This window comes from Idiomarina aquatica, from assembly GCF_004362895.1.
Taxonomy (GTDB): Bacteria; Pseudomonadota; Gammaproteobacteria; order Enterobacterales; family Alteromonadaceae; genus Idiomarina.
The window spans coordinates 1-18,362 of sequence record NZ_SNXI01000003.1; the positions used below are offsets into that span (position 1 = coordinate 1).

Annotated in this window: 17 protein-coding genes and 1 pseudogene; 7 read left to right on the forward strand and 11 right to left on the reverse strand. The window is 48.6% G+C overall.

What is annotated here, in order from left to right:
- Nucleotides 1–560, reverse strand: a pseudogene (locus tag DEU29_RS03285) (cation transporter); the annotation flags it as partial.
- A gap of 80 nt (nucleotides 561–640) precedes the next feature.
- On the opposite strand from DEU29_RS03285, the gene cadR reads away from it, so the two are divergent.
- Nucleotides 641–1,063, forward strand: a complete 423-nt coding sequence (gene cadR / locus DEU29_RS03290) for a Cd(II)/Pb(II)-responsive transcriptional regulator (RefSeq protein ID WP_011588648.1) — start codon at nucleotides 641–643, stop codon at nucleotides 1,061–1,063.
- A 400-nt stretch (nucleotides 1,064–1,463) separates the two neighbouring features.
- On the opposite strand, the gene DEU29_RS03295 is transcribed toward cadR, so the two are convergent.
- From DEU29_RS03295 to DEU29_RS03330, 8 genes are all read right to left on the reverse strand, one after another.
- Entirely contained in the window at nucleotides 1,464–2,522 is a 1,059-nt protein-coding gene (locus DEU29_RS03295) for an MBL fold metallo-hydrolase (RefSeq protein ID WP_133538831.1), read from the reverse strand.
- 39 nt (nucleotides 2,523–2,561) lie between these two features.
- Complete coding sequence (locus tag DEU29_RS03300) at nucleotides 2,562–3,224, reverse strand: NADPH-dependent FMN reductase (protein WP_133538832.1); 663 nt, start codon at nucleotides 3,222–3,224, stop codon at nucleotides 2,562–2,564.
- On the reverse strand, nucleotides 3,221–4,438 hold the full coding sequence (gene arsJ / locus DEU29_RS03305) for an organoarsenical effux MFS transporter ArsJ (RefSeq protein ID WP_133538833.1): 1,218 nt from the start codon (nucleotides 4,436–4,438) through the stop codon (nucleotides 3,221–3,223). The genes DEU29_RS03300 and arsJ overlap by 4 nt, the downstream gene beginning before the upstream one ends.
- Nucleotides 4,438–5,433, reverse strand: a complete 996-nt coding sequence (locus DEU29_RS03310; protein ID WP_133538834.1) for an ArsJ-associated glyceraldehyde-3-phosphate dehydrogenase — start codon at nucleotides 5,431–5,433, stop codon at nucleotides 4,438–4,440. The genes arsJ and DEU29_RS03310 overlap by 1 nt, the downstream gene beginning before the upstream one ends.
- 68 nt (nucleotides 5,434–5,501) lie before the next feature.
- Nucleotides 5,502–6,269: a metalloregulator ArsR/SmtB family transcription factor gene (locus DEU29_RS03315; protein WP_347813150.1), complete on the reverse strand. Its 768-nt coding sequence runs from the start codon at nucleotides 6,267–6,269 to the stop codon at nucleotides 5,502–5,504.
- Nucleotides 6,270–6,313: 44 nt separating this feature from the next.
- Nucleotides 6,314–6,688 (reverse strand): GreA/GreB family elongation factor, encoded by a 375-nt coding sequence (locus tag DEU29_RS03320; protein WP_133538836.1) that lies wholly within the window; start codon nucleotides 6,686–6,688, stop codon nucleotides 6,314–6,316.
- A 225-nt stretch (nucleotides 6,689–6,913) separates the two neighbouring features.
- Nucleotides 6,914–7,075 carry a GreA/GreB family elongation factor gene (locus DEU29_RS14255; protein ID WP_133538837.1) on the reverse strand — a complete coding sequence of 54 codons (162 nt, stop codon included), beginning with the start codon at nucleotides 7,073–7,075 and terminating at the stop codon, nucleotides 6,914–6,916.
- Nucleotides 7,076–7,512: 437 nt separating this feature from the next.
- Complete coding sequence (locus DEU29_RS03330; protein ID WP_133538838.1) at nucleotides 7,513–8,727, reverse strand: M24 family metallopeptidase; 1,215 nt, start codon at nucleotides 8,725–8,727, stop codon at nucleotides 7,513–7,515.
- 128 nt (nucleotides 8,728–8,855) lie between these two features.
- On the opposite strand from DEU29_RS03330, the gene DEU29_RS03335 reads away from it, so the two are divergent.
- From DEU29_RS03335 to DEU29_RS03355, 5 genes are all read left to right on the forward strand, one after another.
- Entirely contained in the window at nucleotides 8,856–9,263 is a 408-nt protein-coding gene (locus DEU29_RS03335) for a hypothetical protein (RefSeq protein ID WP_133538839.1), read from the forward strand.
- Nucleotides 9,244–9,426 carry a hypothetical protein gene (locus tag DEU29_RS03340; RefSeq protein WP_133538840.1) on the forward strand — a complete coding sequence of 61 codons (183 nt, stop codon included), beginning with the start codon at nucleotides 9,244–9,246 and terminating at the stop codon, nucleotides 9,424–9,426. The genes DEU29_RS03335 and DEU29_RS03340 overlap by 20 nt, the downstream gene beginning before the upstream one ends.
- A gap of 117 nt (nucleotides 9,427–9,543) precedes the next feature.
- Nucleotides 9,544–10,194 (forward strand): DUF1707 SHOCT-like domain-containing protein, encoded by a 651-nt coding sequence (locus DEU29_RS03345; protein WP_133538841.1) that lies wholly within the window; start codon nucleotides 9,544–9,546, stop codon nucleotides 10,192–10,194.
- Between the two features lie 50 nt (nucleotides 10,195–10,244).
- On the forward strand, nucleotides 10,245–10,862 hold the full coding sequence (locus DEU29_RS03350) for a glutathione S-transferase family protein (protein ID WP_133538842.1): 618 nt from the start codon (nucleotides 10,245–10,247) through the stop codon (nucleotides 10,860–10,862).
- A 9-nt stretch (nucleotides 10,863–10,871) separates the two neighbouring features.
- Nucleotides 10,872–11,786, forward strand: coding sequence for a mechanosensitive ion channel family protein (locus DEU29_RS03355; protein ID WP_133538843.1), 915 nt, complete (start codon nucleotides 10,872–10,874; stop codon nucleotides 11,784–11,786).
- A gap of 35 nt (nucleotides 11,787–11,821) precedes the next feature.
- Here DEU29_RS03355 and DEU29_RS03360 read toward each other — a convergent pair whose 3' ends face one another.
- Together DEU29_RS03360 and DEU29_RS03365 are read right to left on the reverse strand one after the other, a co-directional pair.
- The gene (locus DEU29_RS03360; RefSeq protein WP_133538844.1) at nucleotides 11,822–14,500 is read right to left on the reverse strand and encodes a TonB-dependent receptor domain-containing protein; all 2,679 of its coding nucleotides are present in this window, start codon (nucleotides 14,498–14,500) and stop codon (nucleotides 11,822–11,824) included.
- A 76-nt stretch (nucleotides 14,501–14,576) separates the two neighbouring features.
- On the reverse strand, nucleotides 14,577–17,339 hold the full coding sequence (locus tag DEU29_RS03365) for a hypothetical protein (RefSeq protein WP_133538845.1): 2,763 nt from the start codon (nucleotides 17,337–17,339) through the stop codon (nucleotides 14,577–14,579).
- Nucleotides 17,340–17,519: 180 nt separating this feature from the next.
- Here DEU29_RS03365 and DEU29_RS03370 point away from each other — a divergent pair, with 180 nt between their 5' ends.
- Nucleotides 17,520–18,362 (forward strand): MBL fold metallo-hydrolase, encoded by an 843-nt coding sequence (locus DEU29_RS03370; RefSeq protein WP_133538846.1) that lies wholly within the window; start codon nucleotides 17,520–17,522, stop codon nucleotides 18,360–18,362.

Consider the following 18,362-nt stretch of genomic DNA (forward strand, 5'->3'; position numbering starts at 1 on the left):
AGTACACCAGCAAGATGCGCGGCACGTACCTGCATTTTCACGCTATGTCCAACCGCATAAAGGGCAAGCCCGTACACCGCCGCATCGGCAAAATTGTCCAGGGATTCTCCAATCAGGCCGGTGGACCGGGCGATCAGACCGGCAGTCATTTCCACCACGAACAGAAGTGCATTGATGCCGAGCAACCAGCGCAGGGTCCCGGATTCTTGCTTAGCAGAAGCTGCCGAAAACTCGGCGGCCTTGATGGTCTCCGGATTTGCAGCGACGGTTTCCTGAAGCGAGGCGCCTAGCCCCAAGGTCTTCAGTTTCGAGGTGACGGGCTCGACCTCGCCGTCATGCACGACCTTCAGCCGGCGGTTCGACAAGTCGAAGGACAGCGCCCGAATCTCCTCAAAGCCGTTCAGGGCTAGGCGAATCATTCGTTCTTCTGATGGACAGTCCATCTTCGGCACGGCATAAACACTGACCCATCTCCCTGGCGCCTCGGAGGAGGCCTGTATATCGGTATCCGCTGCGGACGTTGCATCACCGCCACAGGCGCCACCACAGGATTTGCTCATGATACGACTCCACTTGAACAATGTTGTGGTACCATTTTAAACTATAAAGCTACTATAAGGTCAATAGAGTAAAGAATCCGTTGGGGAGGAGGCTGATGCGCATTGGTCAGTTGGCGCAGTTGGTAGGGGTCGAAACACAGACGATCCGCTTCTATGAACAGCAGGGCTTGTTGCCGCCGCCTGATCGGCAGGACAACGGTTACCGTGTCTATACCGAGAAGCATGGTGAGGGGCTGGCCTTCATCCGTCGCTGCAGAATCCTGGGCCTGTCACTGGCTGAGATTCACGAACTACAGAGCTATCAGGACGACCCTCATCAGCCTTGTACCGCCGTCAACGCCTTGCTCGATGATCACATCTCTCATGTGCGGTCGCAGATAACCGCTCTGCAAGCGCTTGAGAAACAACTCGTTTCACTGAGAGCGAGTTGCAACGATGACCGGGAAGTTGAGGCGTGTGGGGTTCTTGCTGGAATTAGCGAAGGAAACATGCACCAGCAGTAGGTGAAGCATCAACCAGATAATCCGATGAGATGCCGGTCTGTCTCACTCTCATGCAAAGGTAAGATCAACCATTTAATCCGCTTACCCGAATTTATTTGCCACTACACGTTCACAAGTTGCAGACCACTATAGCTATGTTCAACGTGTTAAGCGAGTATTGGGCATAGCCAAAAAGTTAAAAGATTCATTTGTGAAAAAGCTTTCAATCAAAAAACTAAAGCTGAAGTTTTAGTAACAAGGTAAGTAACACGCTTGAATCTTAATATTTTTTATCCACTATAAAACAATAAGTTATTAGATCTTATCGATTCCGCCTCCGGCACCACTATTCAGAAAAAGCCCTGCACTTTGTGCGGGGCTTTTTTGTTGGGTTTACACAACACTCGTTTATCAATTAAACCTAATCGCTGTGCTCTTTCAGCACGACAATTTCAAAGTCTGTATCCATTCGTTTAACCATGGTCAAAAACCTTAACAAGGGTGCATGGGATGACTTATCACCCATTCCCCAGCTCGCGTTACCATAGCCCCACGGAATCACCGTTTTACAATGAAGGTCTTGTGCAGCAGATATAGTATCCTCGGGCGTCATATGAACGTAACGATACCACTCTGGACTTTCTTCGCTGTGATAAGACGCAATGGGCAATAAACAGACATCAATATCTCCCAACTGCTCATGAATATCCTTGAAATGCTCGGAATAGCCCGTATCACCGGCAAAGAATAACGTTTTGCCTTCACTCTTTAATAACCAGCCATTCCAGGACGCGCGATTACTGTCGTCGTATATAAACGGGATGAACGTACGGCTACTAAAATGGTGTGCTGGAACTGCATTAATAGTGGTTTCACCCTCTGTCGATTGGGAAAACCAACTCATTTCAAAGACGTCAGCGCCAATTTCAGGAAAATGCCCAGCAACGTTACGCGGCACGTAATAAGAGATACTATTCCCCAATTGCTCGATATCTGCTTTATTAAAATGGTCGTAATGGATGTGCGAGTATAAAACGCCGTCCACAGCGTCTGGCTCAGCTGAGTCAATATCAGGGTAACTCTCACGATAGTCGCCGTTAAACATCGCATGCAGCCAATTGATGGGCCAGTCGAACTCGTTGAATACAGGGTCTGTTAGCCACCTTTCACCAGACGGTGTAACAATTGAAAACTGCGCGTGCCCCAGCCACTGAACGACGAAGTCATTGACATACTTTGCCTGCGCATAAGGTCCTGTGTAAGTACATCGAGCATCGCTACAAGTCAGTTCACTAATCGATTCATAACAATCTGACTCACAGGAAACAGGATATTGTTTTTCTCCCGTATAGAGGTTTGTAAATCGCTGCGAATCACTTCTGACCGGCTGCTTACCAACATCTATTACCTTAACGTTGTTAGAGGAACATGCCGATAATGAGGCGATAATTAGCGCCGCTACTATTAAATTTTTTAACACATCTAATCCACTCGTTGTTGGTACCTTTGGGAGATAAACCTATGGCGCATTTCGCTGCGAGGGGTCGCTCTTAAAGTCGCTGACCAGCTTCCGCGGGTTCAGAGCTTCGCGTTGTTTTTGTGCAGCTTCCGCCCACCAGAACAACTGATTCAGCGTTCGCCCGAAATAGTGGATCCAGCGCTCAGTATCTTTTACGTCCTGATTGAATTTACCGTTTTCCTCAAACACGGTTTGTGCTTTAGGCACGTGGATCATAGCTGATACCGGCAGGCAGCCTAACTCTGAAAGAAAGGTGCGCATGTTAACCGCAGCGCGAGCACCACCCCACTGACCAGCCGAGTAAGTCACAATGGCACTGGGTTTGTAGGAGTACAAAGACGCACCAAAATGGTTCAGCAAGTTTGCCAGAGCGGGGCTCATGGAGTGGTTATATTCAGGACTGACCATCACGTAAGCATCGGCAGCCTCAATCTTTTTAGCAAGGATGTCTAAGTGTTCGGGAACGTCTTTTTCATGGTATGAAAAATGTGGCTTAAAAACATCATCAAATGAGTAATCTAAAGGGTCAACAAGTTCGACTTCTGCGTTATCGAAGCTTTGTTCCAGATAATTAACGCAGGCCTTTGCTACACGTTCGCCCAACCTAGCTGGCTTGGGCGGTGTACTATCGCGTACCGTACCTAAAAACACTAAGTATTTCATTGTGGTTCCTTAACCGAATCTCTGGCGGGCAAAAAGCTAATTGCAGCCGTGGATAATAGCAATAACAGCGTTGATATGATTAAACAAGCAACCAGTCCCCATTGCTGATATACCCAGCCCGATAAAATGGTGCCTAATAGACGCCCGGCGGCATTGGCCATGTAATAAAAACCAACGTCTAGAGAAACACCATCAGCCCGTGAATATGAGACAATGAGGTAGCTGTGCAGTGATGAGTTAATAGCAAACAAAATGCCGAACAGCCCTAAGCCAATAATGATGCTCTGCGCAACCGGTAAGTGTTGCCACAGTGCCAGGCCGAGCGCCAGTGGACTAAGCGTCAATAGCGCATTCCAGACTATCGCCTGAGTTTTGGGCACGTCCTTGCTACTTTTTGTGAATTTAGGCGCAACGCTTTGCACAAACCCGTAGCCAATAACCCACAAGGCTAAAAAGCTGCCGACCTGCCAGTGGTTCCAGTCCAGTTGGCTGGCTAAGAACACCGGTAAAGCGACGACAAACCAAACATCGCGGGCGCCAAAGAGTAGAAACCGCGCGCCCGATAGAATATTGATAGGCCGGCTTTTGGATAAAATGTCCTTAAATTTAGGCTTGAACTTAGCTTTGCCCGATTCTTTTTTCAGAAAAATTAAACTGGCTATCCAGACCAGGCTGAGCATAACCGCCATGGCGAGCACCGCACCCTGGAAACCAATTAACGTCAGCAACAAGCCACCCAGGAAAAAGCCAACGCCCTTTAAGGTGTTTTTTGAACCGGTGAGTATAGCAACCCACTTGTAGAGCTGAGCCTGTTTGTCATCCGGCACCAATAGCTTGATAGTGCTTTTGGCGCTCATTTTATTGAGATCTTTGGCAATACCGGACAGCGCCTGAGCCGCCATCACCCAAATAACAGTGAGCATAGAACTGGGCACCAGCAGCATGGCGAGTGCCACAATTTGTATACCAAGCCCAATATTCATGGTCCGGTTGAGTCCCCATCGAGCCCCCAGCCAGCCCCCAAACAGGTTAGTGACTATGCCGAAAAACTCGTAGAACAGGAACAACATAGCCACTTCCAGCGCACTATAACCCAACTGGTGGAAGTGCAGCACCACCAGCATGCGCAGCGCGCCGTCAGTCAGGGTAAAGGCCCAGTAATTACCGGTAACAATTAAATATTGGCGTATTGCCGGCGACAGCTGACTCAGCATCACCCGACCTTTTCGACCAGTTCAACCGCGCGGTTGGCATAACCCCATTCGTTGTCATACCAGGCATAAATTTTAACGTGCGTACCGTTAATGACCTTGGTGGACAGCGCATCGACTATGCTTGAGCGCGGATCGGTTTTGTAATCTATCGACACTAACGGGCGCTCTTCGTAACCCAGAATGCCTTTTAGCTCACCTTCTGCAGCTTCTTTCATCCAGCCGTTGATCTCTTCCACCGAAGTGGCCTTTTCGACTTCGAACACACAGTCGGTTAACGATGCATTGGCAAGGGGTACGCGAACCGCATGGCCGTCAATCTTGTCCTTAAGCTCCGGGAAAATCTCGACAATAGCCGTTGCCGAACCTGTAGACGTCGGAATTAAGCTCATGCCGCAGGCACGGGCTCGGCGTAAGTCTTTGTGTGGCGCGTCCAGAATGCTTTGGGTGTTGGTCAAATCGTGAATAGTAGTGATAGACGCGTGCTTAATACCAATTTTGTCCTGCAGAACTTTGACTACCGGCGCCAGACAATTAGTGGTGCAGGACGCGGCAGTGACTATTTGATGTTTTTCAGGCTCGTAAAGGTGGTCATTAACGCCCATCACAATATTCAAAGCGCCGGGCTCTTTGACCGGAGCTGATACGACAACTCGTTTTACGCCTTGTGACAGGTAATCGTTGAGCACCTTCACGGTTTTCATCTTGCCGGAGGCTTCCAGCACCACATCGCAACCACTCCAGTCGTTGTCGGCAATGGTTTTGTGCTGAGAGAAAGCAATGCGCTCCCCACCAATTTGAATGGCGTCGTCCAGACCCTCAGCTTCATATCCCCAGCGACCGTGCACCGAATCAAAATTCAGCAAATGCGCAAAGGTTGCCGCATCAGCGCCCGGGTCATTCACCTGAACAACCTGCAGCTCAGGGGTGTCCCAAGCCGCGCGCAAGGCTAAACGCCCAATACGCCCCAAACCGTTAATTCCAACTTTAATCGACATGCAAGACTCCTTAATTTTGACTAAACCAGTGACGTGTCCGATTAGCAAACCAGACCAATAAGTATCGTTCAAACACACCCATTATCGATATCCTTGATTTGTTGAGGAATTAACGACGCGTGGTAAGTCGCTGTGGTTTTAATGATAGTCGCCATCCAGTCCTGTAGGGCCGGATTAATTCGATAGTAAACCCAGCGCTGATCTTTGCGATCGGCCAACAAGCCGTATTCGCGCAGCTGCGCCAAATGCCGCGATACTTTGGGCTGTGACATACCAGTGGCATCGACAAACTGGCAAACACATAACTCGCCATGGTGTTGCAGCATCAAAATCATTTGCAGGCGCAGCGGGTCAGCGAGAATTTTGAAGAACTCATGCGGTGCGTCAAACAGCTGCGGACGGTCACTTTTTTTGCGTAAAATAAGCAACAGCATCTTTATGCGCTCGCTTAATTCATGCGCCGTTTTCTTAAACGCATCCGCTTGTTTACTGACCACCGGGTCGGGGAAGTCCCAGGCAATGAAATGCTGATCACCGCACAAAGTTTGGCATTCTGTGCGAGCCCGATCACAAAGGCTTATCACGTAATCAAAGCTATTGAGATTAATTTCATCAAGCGCTTTTGAGTGCAGTCCACCGGTCTCAACCCCCAGTGTGCCTAATGCTGCCAACGCTTCAGGCTCTGGCCGAGTGGGCTCAGTACCCGCGCTGGCAACCTTAAAGTCATCGCCCGCAAACTGTCTAAAAAGTGCCTCGGCCATTAATGATCGGGCTGAGTTAGCAGTGCAAAGAAACAATACGCTTGTCGGTTGTTTTGAAGTCATATTCAGCGCCATATATCTGATATTTCATATATATGGTAAACCAAATATGTAATTATTCAAGAGACGTGAATAACCTCAACAGACTGCTTACCGCGATTTGTTTGCCATTCAATCGTTTGACCAATAGACAAACCGATAAGCGCAGCCCCCAGCGGGGCAAAAACCGATAAGCTATCTTCGTATTTGTCGACCTGGTCTGGCGCTGTTAGCGTTTTCGTGAATACTTTACCTGTTTCAAGCACTTTAAAGGTGACTTGTTTATTCAAACGAGCTACATGGTCTGGCATGGCCGCAGGCGTTACGACTTCAGCGCGCGCTAACTCGGCTTCTAATTCATCGAGTAATTCCCGCGGCAGTCGCGATTCATCAAGACAGTGTTCGATTACTGCTAAGTCAAAGGTTGATATCATGATTTTTGGTTTTGTTTGCATGTCTATTCTCCATTAAAAAAGGGCTCCGAAGAGCCCTTTACTAGTTACTCATCAGAAAGTTTCTTTTTTTTCTTTTGCTTTCGTTTTTCTTTTAACGTCATTTGTGGCTTCTTTTTCTCTTTTTCTTTACTCATTGGATTCACCTTATCTGTTCAATAATTAAACTCAAAGACTATTGCACAACTCAGTTACTCCAAGGCTCTGCCCTCCTTAAGGCTTGTTTTTTTAGTTCTTTCGCATTATTCGTTGCTGATTCACCGCAACAATATTCCAGTATTCAGTTTTTCGTCCATGTTGGGTCATCGCCACCGCTCCCGGGCGCAGACCTAATAAAGCCAGTCCCATAGCCGAAATGAACGAAATTCGCTGGTTTTCGGGATCCGCCAATTCGGGGGGGCACTAACGTTATCGTGAGCCGCTCTTTAGAGCGACAGTGTTGTATTGTTACTCTTGAGCCTACGCTAATACGCCCGATCAAACGGGAACTAGGCTGCTGACTATATTCCAAGCGACTCAACAACAGGCTTAAATCCATTGGGTCGACTAACATCTGTCCGCTATTTTTAAAAATAGGATTAATTGGACATAAGAGAGCCCTACAAGGCCTCAACAAACGCATAAGCACGGCTTTTCTCCAACCGAACTAATGAAAGAAGTATTTTTATAAAATCACAACAGAAAAGCGCCGAACGCAGGGGCTGCGTTCGGCTTAATTTGGAAAGGTGAGTGCGGTACTCTGTATGGAATAGTTATACTTAAACATGGTGTCCTCGAAACCCGATGACACCATCATAGCCGCTAAAAAATTTAAAGCAAGTCCGCCACTAATCGTCTAGATTAAAGGGGTTTTCCAATGACCGCGACGGCTCAGTAAACCAGACTGGGCCTTGTTCGCTCATATAAAAATGGTCTTCCAGACGCACGCCAAATTTATCCGGCTGTATCACCATGGGCTCGTTGCTAAAACACATGCCCGGGGCTAATAAGGTTTTATCTCCGCCAACTAAATAAGGCCATTCGTGCAAATCCATGCCAATGCCGTGACCGGTACGATGCGGCACGCCGGGTAATTGATAGTTATCTTTTAAGCCAATGTTGGCTAATTCGTCGCGAACGGCATCGTCGACTTCTTCGCAAGCACGGCCATTAGCCGCCGCATTAAAGGCGGCTAACTGCAATTGTTGTTCGTATTGCCAAAAGGTTTTTTGTTCATGCGTGGCTTCGCCAAAGGCATAAGTTCGGGTGATATCCGAGTGATAGCCATGCAACTTGCAGCCGGTATCAATTAATACCCAGTCATTTTTCTGTAGATGCTGCTCGTAATTAACTCCGTGCGGGTAACTAGTCCCCTGGCCAAATAAAACGATGCAGAAGAACGAACCACTGGCACCCACCCGGCGATGGGCTTCGTCAATAAATGCACGCACTTCAGAGGCACTAATACCCTCATGTAACATGGCTGCGGTGGCACGGTGCACAGCCAGCGTCATGTCCATGGCACGTTGTATTAGTGCAAGTTCCGCCTCAGATTTCTGCATACGACATGCTGCGGTAATGACTTTTGCATCCACCATCTTTGCCGCCGGATAGCGTTCTTCAAGATTGGCAATGATACTGTAGGAACAGGATTCATCCAGCGCCAGCTTGCCTTCGGTCAGCCCCTGAGTCTGTAAGAACTGTACAAAGTGATCATAGGGCGACTCGTGTTCGTCCCACAGTAACGTGTTTAGAGGCACCACCATGGCCTGCGTTAGCGAGCCCACTTCAAAAGCGGGCGCTATCAAGGTCACATCGCCCTGCGCCGGCACAATCGCCCCGACCAGTCGCTCACTGGCGTACCATTGCAATCCGGTAAAATAAGTTAAATTTGTGCCCGCGTTAACATACATGGCATCAATACCATTTGCCTGCATCAGCGCTTGCGCTTTTTTAATACGAGCCTGATATTCCGATAATTGAATCGGCTCTAAATCCGCTGTCATACCATCAAGGCTATTAAGCGCTTGCTCTGCTGTTAACGTACCTACACCCTGGGTCATCTGCTCTACTCCGTAACTTTTATTTATCCGCAGTGTATCAAAAAACACCGCCGCTTGTTGCGAACAATTCTCATTTATACTATCGTTTTGATGTCGCTATAACGATACTAAGTCAATAGGGTCACAAAATGGCATCAGCAATTTCGCATAATCACCAGTTTCATACTTGCTTTGCAGAAGCAACTCAACTATTGCAACAGCACCAATTACAGGCAGCACTGGCCACCTTGTTACGGGCGCGTAGATTAGCTCTGCAGGTCAGCGAGGATCCCGTGCTGGCCGCGAACGGACAGCAAAACTACGTAACAACGAGTTTGATCATGATGGGGGTGCAATTCAGATTGCATCTGCATGCGGACACGCTTGCCACGTATCACCAGTTGTTTCATCAGCTGGATGACTGGCTTGGCAGAGCATCCAGCAGAGCATGTCAAAAACGTTTGCGCGGTTATCAGACGCTGGCGGAGAGAGCCTGTCGGCATCTTCACCTGGAACGATTACGCGAGGAGACCATTAATGCGCAATCAAACCCATAGTCGCGTTCGGCTTGAAATAGACACACAGCAACTAATGCGCTTAATGCAAAAGCGTCAGCTGGTTGCCAGTGATTTTCGCTGTTGCGACAGTAAAAGTCGCTGTGTTTTAAAACAACTATTGCTGGAGTGCTCGGCACGAACAATCAGTCAAAGCGTAAAATAACCTATTTATGTTCAATTGTAAGAACATGTTATCCATTTGATTTATATATAAAAAGCTATTTTGCGTTTATCCGCCACCCGGCTAATAATAACAATATATCTACAACGGGGAACAAGCATGGCGGTAAAATTTGAAGATCGCCCGATTGAGCAGGTACGGGAACAAACCATTGATCAGCTGGTGATGAATTACAGTCACGGCATCATTTCTGCCGAGGCCTTTGAGCGCCGTTTAGATCAGGCTATGGATGCCACCGAACATGCGCAGTTGTCGGTACTGGTCGAAGACTTAGAACTAAAGCCTGACGCGTCTTACGACAACATGAAAGAGCAACGGTTTTCACCGCAATATGGTGAGGGCCGGGTAGAACCGACCGAAAACGTCATTTCAATTTTGTCCTCGAATGAGCGAACCGGGGTATGGACGGTTCCTAGTCAAATCACCATCTATTCGTTGCTGGGCTCTGCCGTACTGGACTTTACCGATGCCATTTTTAGACAGCCTGACGTTACCGTAAAAATCGTCGGTGGCCTGTCCAGTCTGGAAATCTATGTACCTGAACAGGTTACGCTCAGTACCAATGTGTTCAATATACTTGGATCTACCGAAAACAAAGCGCCCTCGCTGGGTCACCTGAAGCAGGCACCACATATACGTATCGAAGGGATCCAAGTGCTGGGTTCGGTCGAAATTAAAGTCAAACGCAGCATGAAAGAAAAGTTTGTCGCCTTCGCCAACAGCCTAAAAAGCACCTTTCAATCTCATTAAAGTCGGAGTAAATTGAAGCTAACACTCAAATAAACAGGGAGTTAGCTTCAATGAAACTCTATGAGATGGCGAAAGCGCCCAATCCACGCCGGGTGCGCATGTTTCTGGCCGAAAAAGGCTTACTGGACGAGGTTACCTGCATCGAGATTGATCTTGCCAAAGGTGAAAACCTCAGTACCGATTTTAGTGCTAAAAACCCCATGAACAAGGTACCGGTACTAGAGCTTGACGACGGCACCTGTATTAGCGAAACCACCGCGATTTGCCGTTATTTTGAAGAGCACTATCCCGACAGCCCAAAACTATTGGGCAACGATGCTAACGAAAAGGCCATAATCGAGCAGTGGACTCGCTGGGTCGACTTCTATCTGTTCCTGCCCATTGGCATGGGCTTTCAGCACACCACTGATTATTTTGCGCACCGCATGAATCCGATCAAAGAATGGGGCGAATCAAACATTGAACAGGCAATGAAGTTCTTCGACTTCTTAGACAACCATTTAAAAGACCATGACTACATTGCCTGCGGACGCCTGACAGCAGCCGATATTAATGCGTTTTGTTCAGTTGATTTCGGTAAGGTAGTTAACTTACGCGTTAATGAATCGCACCCTCACCTGAAACACTGGTACGAGCGCATAAAAGCGCGTCCGTCGGCTGCTGTTTAGGACATCACCATGCAAATGAACTGGCAGGATTTGTCCGGCAAACTTTCGGGACTATGGCAAACCGAGCTCTACAAAGCCGGTGATACACCGATTTATTTGTCGCAAGTGATCATCGCCTTAGTATTGATCATTATTGGCTTTGTGATTGTGCGTTGGTTAGGGGCTCACCTGGTTAAACGCGCGCTGCGTTCCAGTGGCGCATCGGAGAATACCGTGTACGCGTTTCGCCGGCTGATTTCCTTTTTCGCATACGCCATGATCGTATTAATTGCGCTACCCATTGCCGGTATTCCGATAACCATATTCGCAGTACTCGGTGGCGCCTTAGCCATTGGTGTCGGCTTTGGTGCACAGAACCTACTAAACAATTTGATTTCCGGCATTATTTTGATTGCCGAGCGCCCCATTCGCATCGGCGACATTGTCGAACTGGAAAAAGAACGCGGTCGGGTCGAGGAAATTGGTAACCGCTGTGTACGCATTCGTCGCTACGACGGTGTGCATGTGTTAGTGCCGAACAGTTATTTCCTCGAGCAGCGAGTGGTTAACTGGACCCTGGTATCAGCGGATATTCGCTCGGTAATTTCAGTGGGGGTTGCTTATGGTTCGCCGGTCGAGAAAGTCAGAGACTTAATGCAGCAGTCAGCCGAGGAACACGAAAAGGTATCGAAGGACTATCCGGTTGAGGTCTTCTTTGAAGAGTTTGGAGATAACGCACTGACGTTTAACCTATTTTTCTGGACCAGTGTGCACCAACCCATGGATATCCGCCGGGTGCAATCCGATGTACGGTTTAAAATCAATGCGCTGTTTGCCGAGCACAATATTGTCATTGCCTTCCCGCAACGCGATATTCACCTGGATACCAGCAAGCCGTTGGAAATTCACCTGAAAGATCCCAGCGAACATCAAAAAGGCGCCTAACAAGGCGCCTTTATCATCATCGCAGAGTCTGAGAGCTAGAACTCACGTTTATAAGTAAGCGAGAAACTTACTCCACGTGTCTCTGAACGCAACAGCGTATTATCAAACTCAATCTCTTTATCCTGGTTCAACATGTTCTGAACTTTGAGGGTAATTTGCGAGTTAAAGTCTGGATAATAGCTGTACACCGCATCCAGTGAATGGAAGGGTTGCTCAAACGAATCGCCACGGCCATCGATACCCGGAATGATAATACGGTCACCGAATACGTTATACACTAACGACGCCGAGTGCATGCCGTCATCTGAATCGAAGCCTAACTGCGTATTCACCACCCACTCTGAATGACCCGTTAAGCGCCGCTCTGTATTGGTGATTGAGGTTGATACACCGGTTTGCTCAACAATGTTCTGTGTGTCGAGTGTAATGCTTGAATCGCTTAACGTAACGTTACCCGAGACAAAGAAGTTATTACTTAAGCTCTTCAGCCATTCCACTTCAGTACCGTACACTTCGCCGGTCTCAGCGTTGGCAATACGCACCAGCGGCGGACCATCCTGCGACGGTGACTGTACCGATTCAATCGGGTTTGTCATGTCTTTATAGAAAAACCCGACTGATAAGGTATCTCCATTGTCCTGGTACCATTCCCAACGCGCATCAAAGTTATTGATATCGGTTGTTTCCAAACCTGGAGTACCACCTACCGGGAACAACGTCAGTGGATCCAGGTAGGTTGAACTGGACACTTCACGCAGATCCGGACGCACCACGGTTTTACCGTAGCTAAACCGTAGTTGTTGCTCGTCAGTCAAAAAGTAAGTCAGCGCCAGTGACGGGTACAAATCATCTTCCTGGAACGCCAGATCCACTAAGTCCTGTGCATCAGGGCTTGTCGGCAGGTCTATTTCGCCCGACTGCGGAATTAACGGTACCACTACCTGACGAAAATCTTCCCAACGAACACCGGCAGTAACCCGCCATTTTTCATCAAAGAAAAAATCACCTTCAAAATAGTACGCGTCAATCGCCTGAGCAGAGATATAGTCATCCCCCGCAACCGTCGTGTCGTTAAGAATCGGCAAAAAGCCCAACTCCGCATCCGCAATGACGTTGTCGTTGAGGATTTCGCCTAGCTGATAGCCTTCCAGCACGCTTGAGTCACTGAATGCACGGGTGTTGATATCAAAACGACGGTTGGTTGCGTAGCGCGTTTTCTGTACAAAGTCAGCGCCCGCCTTCAGGGTAATATCCCAGCTGTCTAACATAATCGGCAGCGTTACATTCCCGCCCCAGTTTTCGACCTGGTCATTCAAATCCTGAAAGTTGTAACGTGCAGCCGTTGTCGCATTGGTTAAAACACTCTCGTTTTCGCGATCGAAGGTTCCGTCATCGTTGCGATCCGTCAAAATGAAACGGGTTTCGATATTGCCCGGTGCATAACGGCTTGAACGTGACTTCGAGTATTTCCAGTCAACGCCTAAGAAGTTCCAGTCGGTAAAGGTATGCATGCCTTTAACTTGATTCGCCACCATGCGACGCTCCTGATAGGTCACATCGTATGAACGGATACGCTGGTCAGAACCAAAGTTAATATTGTTACTGTTACCGAGCTTTTCACGGAACTGATCTTCGGTGTCATTTAAAATAACATGGCTAAAATCGACTTTATGGTTACTGCCGTAATTAATACCGGCGGTAAACATTCCGGACCAGGTTACCTGCTGTTCGGTCGACTCAACATCATCCCAGCCACGCAAAATGGTGTAGGTGCCATCCGGGTTAAGACTCCAGTCTTCACCTAAGTATTGCTCCGACACTTCCCACTCGTTGTCATACGCAGCTGTGGCTAAAAATCCAATAGCCCATTTGTCGTCGATGTCATAACGATTGCCATAGGTCAGATCCAGACCATAATCCGGGTCAATCGTTTGTAGGCTTGGGTCATAATCGCGATTTAACGCCAACGCAACATCGCGGTTTTGCTCTAACGAAATATCATCCAGGAATGTACGTTGATCCCACAGGCTCTGCAGCATTTGTGGTGCAGCACGGGTCCCATCGTCTTTGCCGTTCCAGTTACTGCCGCCGTCATACCAGTAGGCGTCATCAAAGTTTTCGCTGTTTCCACCCACTTTGACTGATGCATTAAAGACTTCTTCGCTGGGCGCTGATTTCAAGCGGATATCAACATTACCACCGCCAAAGTTGGCGGGCATAGATGCCGAATAGGATTTTTGCACGGCCAGGCTTTCAATGATGTCAGCCGGGAATAAATCCAGTGGGATTACCGCGCGGGTAGGATCCGGGCTAGGTACTGACATACCATTGAGCTGAGTACTGGAGTACCGTTCACCCAAACCACGCACATAAATGAATTTGCCGTCCACCAGCGTTAAGCCCGTTACCCGACGAAGTGCCGCTGCCGCATCGCTGTCACCGGTACGGGAAATCTGCTCAGCACCCATGATGTCAGCAACAAACGCTTGCTCTTTGCGTTCCTGCACTACCGCCGCAGCACTGCCTTGTAATCGGGTACCCGTGGTTACAACTTCTTCGATAACCGTTTCGGGTGAGGCTTGTTGTTCAGTAGCAGAAGATTGTTCAGTAACAGATTGCTCCTGCTGTTCTTGTAATGCATACGCACTTTGCGATGACAAGCCCGTTAAAACCGCAAGAGTAAGGCTCGCCAGAGGAAATTGTTTGGCTCGCATGATAGTAACTACCTCTTTTATACAGTGAAAACCGGGGCACACAATCCTTTGCGTGCCCGCGGTTTAGGGTGCGGTGTTATTCCAGACCTACTGTCCAGCCTGCAGTCCAGTCGTTATCGCTGCTTACTGCGCCAACAAAGTCTGCGTTGTCAAAGAAGGTATCGCCACTTAAGTCAGCAGCTGCCGCGTCCGTTGCGGTTACAATGCCTTCCAGTGCTTCAGCGGCTGTCACAACACTGTTGCCTTGCTGACCCAGGAACCACTGTTCAAGGTCTACGTCAGACGTGCCAAACTTGAAGTTTTCGCCGTTATCACATGCCATGACCGAGTGCGTCATGCTGATGCCGCCATCCTGCAAGTGACCCTGGCTGACCGGGTTGTTCTCAACTTCTAAACACTCTCCCATACCGGCAGGGCCTGATACGATGGTGTTGTAGAAAGTCGCCTGAGTACCTTCGCGCAAGTAGATACCTTCAGATGAGTTCTCGCCGGCAAAGGTGTTTCCGATAATTGTCAGGTTAGCCAGTGTCGGGCTCGACATAGGTTCAGCTGCCGGGTTAGAACCGTCGTTATCCGCTTCGATACCACGGTTCGCGTCTGAGTTGTCCGGATTCTGGCGTACCAGTACATATTGCAATTTACCCTGATAACCGTTATCCCAATCGATGCTGTCGTCCTGCATGTTGGTCAGCACTACATACTTGAAGTTAACGTTACCACCGAACATTTCGATGCCATCATCCGAGTTGTTGTGCACTTGAATGTACTCGACGGTTGTACCTGAACCGACACCACCAAAAGTGATACCGTTTAATTCGTTGTCAGGTGCAATTTCGAAGCCACCGTTCATGACACGCACGTAACGCAAAGTACCCGAGCTATCAGCGCTATCTGTACCACCGAACACCGCGCCTTCTTCAGCACCTTCAACTTGCAGCGCACAGTCAGAGCCATCTGACGGACATTTATTGCTTGGTGCATTACCCAATACAATCAAACCGCCCCATTGCCCTGGCATACCTTCGCCGCTTTCTACATCAATTGAAGAGGTTAATGAGATAGGTTCCTCTGCAGTACCTTGTGCGTCAATTTCTGAACCACGACTGATGACCAGGTAGTCATTACCCGTGCGGCCATAGACCGTAACACCTGGTTCAATGGTTAATGTTGCAGAATCAACGTTGTCGCCGCCAATAAATACCGGACCAGTCAGCGCGTAGAAATTGCCTGCTGTTAATGTCAGATCATCCGTGTAACGACCTTCTAATTCACAAGTTGTCGTTGAACCATCAATAGGCGTGATAGCTTCAGTGCCGGCCGGGCAACCGGCTACCGGTGCTTCTGAACCACCAGCAGTCACTTCACCGCCGCCAAAACCAAACGCCCAGCCTTGACGCCAATCGTCGCTGCCACCGACAGCACCGATAAAGTCGACCGCTTCAAAGAAGCTACCGTCAACCGTATTCGAAACGTCCTGACCTGCGCCCAGCAATGGAGAGCCGCTCATTGGCTGGCCATTGGCAGATAACATCACTGACTCACTGATAAAGTTGTTCGCCTGGTCGTTTAAGAACCAGTCTTCCAGGTTTACGTCCGTGTCGCCGTACTTAAAGTTCTCGCCATTTGAACAGGCAAATACCGAGTTTTCCATACGGATGGTATTGTCAGCCAGGTGTCCCTGAGATACCGGATTGCCCTCGACTTCAAAGCATTCACCCATTTCTGATGGCCCGGTTACTACTGTGTTGTAAAACTGAGCGCCCGTACCTTCACGTAGGTAAATGCCCTCTGACGAATTCTCGCCCTGGAAGTTATTACCAACGATGGTCAGGTTAGCAAGAATAGGGTTAGACATAGGTTCAGCAGCAGGGTTAGAACCGTCGTTATCGGCTTCGATACCACGGTTTGCGTCGCCACCGTTTTTATCATGCTCCACATATACAAACTGCATGCGGCCGCGATAACCGTTATCCCAGTCGATGCTGTCATCTTGCATACCGGTTAACACGACATGTTTAAAGTCGACGTTACCACCAAACATTTCGATGCCATCATCTGAGTTACCATGAACTTGCAAGTACTCGACCGTAGTACCTGAACCGACGCCGCCAAAAGTAATACCGTTTAATTCGTTATCCGGGGCAATTTCAAAGCCACCGTGTTTGACCACTAAATAACGAAGTACGCCTGAGTTGTCGGTCTCATCGCTACCGCCAAATACTGCGCCTTCTTCTGCACCTTCCACTTGCAGCGCACAGTCAGAGCCATCCGACGGGCATTTGTTGCTTGGCGCGTTACCTAAAATGATGAAGCCGCCCCACTGTCCCGGTGCTGTTTCCTCGCCCAGAACATCCTGCGAAGAGGTCATGATGATCGGCGCGTCTGCAGTACCTTCTGCCATGATTTGCGAATCACGGCTAACAACTAAATAATCGTTGCCCTGGCGACCGAAAATAACCGTACCCGGCTCAACGGTAAGTACCGCTGAATCCGTTTTGTCGCCGCCCACAAAAGTTGGGCCGTCAATGGCATACATAACCGTTGTGCCGTCTTCAAGGCTGTTGATTAACGTTGTGTCTGCTGTAATGCGTCCTGAAAGAACCTGAACCTGAACTTCTTCGCCCAAGGCTTCTGACGCTGCAAGCGACAATGAGCCACTGGTTTCGCCTGGTAAGTCAACACCGGTGTCACCGCCGGTATCTCCACCATTGTCACCACCTGTACCCGGGTCCGGCTGTTCTACCGTGGCACCGGTATCAATATTAATGTCGCCGCCGCAACCTGCCAGAGCAAGTGCTGCCGCAACAGCAGAAGCTTTAAATAACGTTTGAAGTTTCATTGAGTTCTCCCGACCTTCTATTTTCGGTTTTGAATTGACGGGAGCGAGGTTAGTCAGCTTGCGTGACAGATATGTGACAACTTCAAACTGTCATAAAATATTCACCAATTTGAAACCTTGCGTTGATCTGTTTTGTTGCCTACAAAGTAATAAGTTCAAAACCCATAACAGGAAATAAAAATGAAAAAGCTTTTGCTTGCAACGGCTGTTGCCGTGAGTTTTTCAAGTTTTGCACAAGACCGTTTTGCCGATGTACAAATTAATGCTGAAGAAGTTGGTACTAATGTCCATATGTTGACGGGTGCCGGCGGCAACATGGCGTTAATGCCCGGACCCGATGGCGTGCTGCTTATCGATGACCAGTACACGCAATTGGCCGATAAAATTGGTAGTAAAGTCAACGAACTGACCGGTGAAGATGTGCGCTATGTCATCAATACGCATTTTCATGGCGACCACGTCGGCTCAAATATGTGGCTGCGTCAAAACCATGATGCAACCATTTTAGCTCACGATAACGTGCGTGAACGGTTAAGCAGTGATAGTGATTTTGACACGGCCGGCCTGCCGCAACTCACCTTTGACTCAACCGTTACACTGCACATCAATGGCGATACCGTACACGTATTTTACCTGCCTAATGGCCACACCGATGGTGATGTCGCCGTGTGGTTTGAAGAGGCCAACGTTCTGCATCCGGGCGATCTATTTTTTAACGAGCGCTTTCCGTTTATCGACTTAGGTAGCGGCGGTGACGTCGATGGCTACATCGAGAATGTCGAGACGCTGATCAGTAAGATTAACGATGATACGGTCATCATTCCGGGCCATGGCCCTAAAGCAACGCGCGCCGATTACCAACGCTTTGTTAATATGATCAAAGAAACCAAAGCAGAAGTTGATGCAATGCGTAATCAGGGTATGGCATTAGAGGATGCGCTGGGTAACGGCCTCAGTGAGAAGTGGAGCCCGTGGGCCTGGAACTTCATCACCGAGGAACGTTGGATTAAAACACTCTACTAA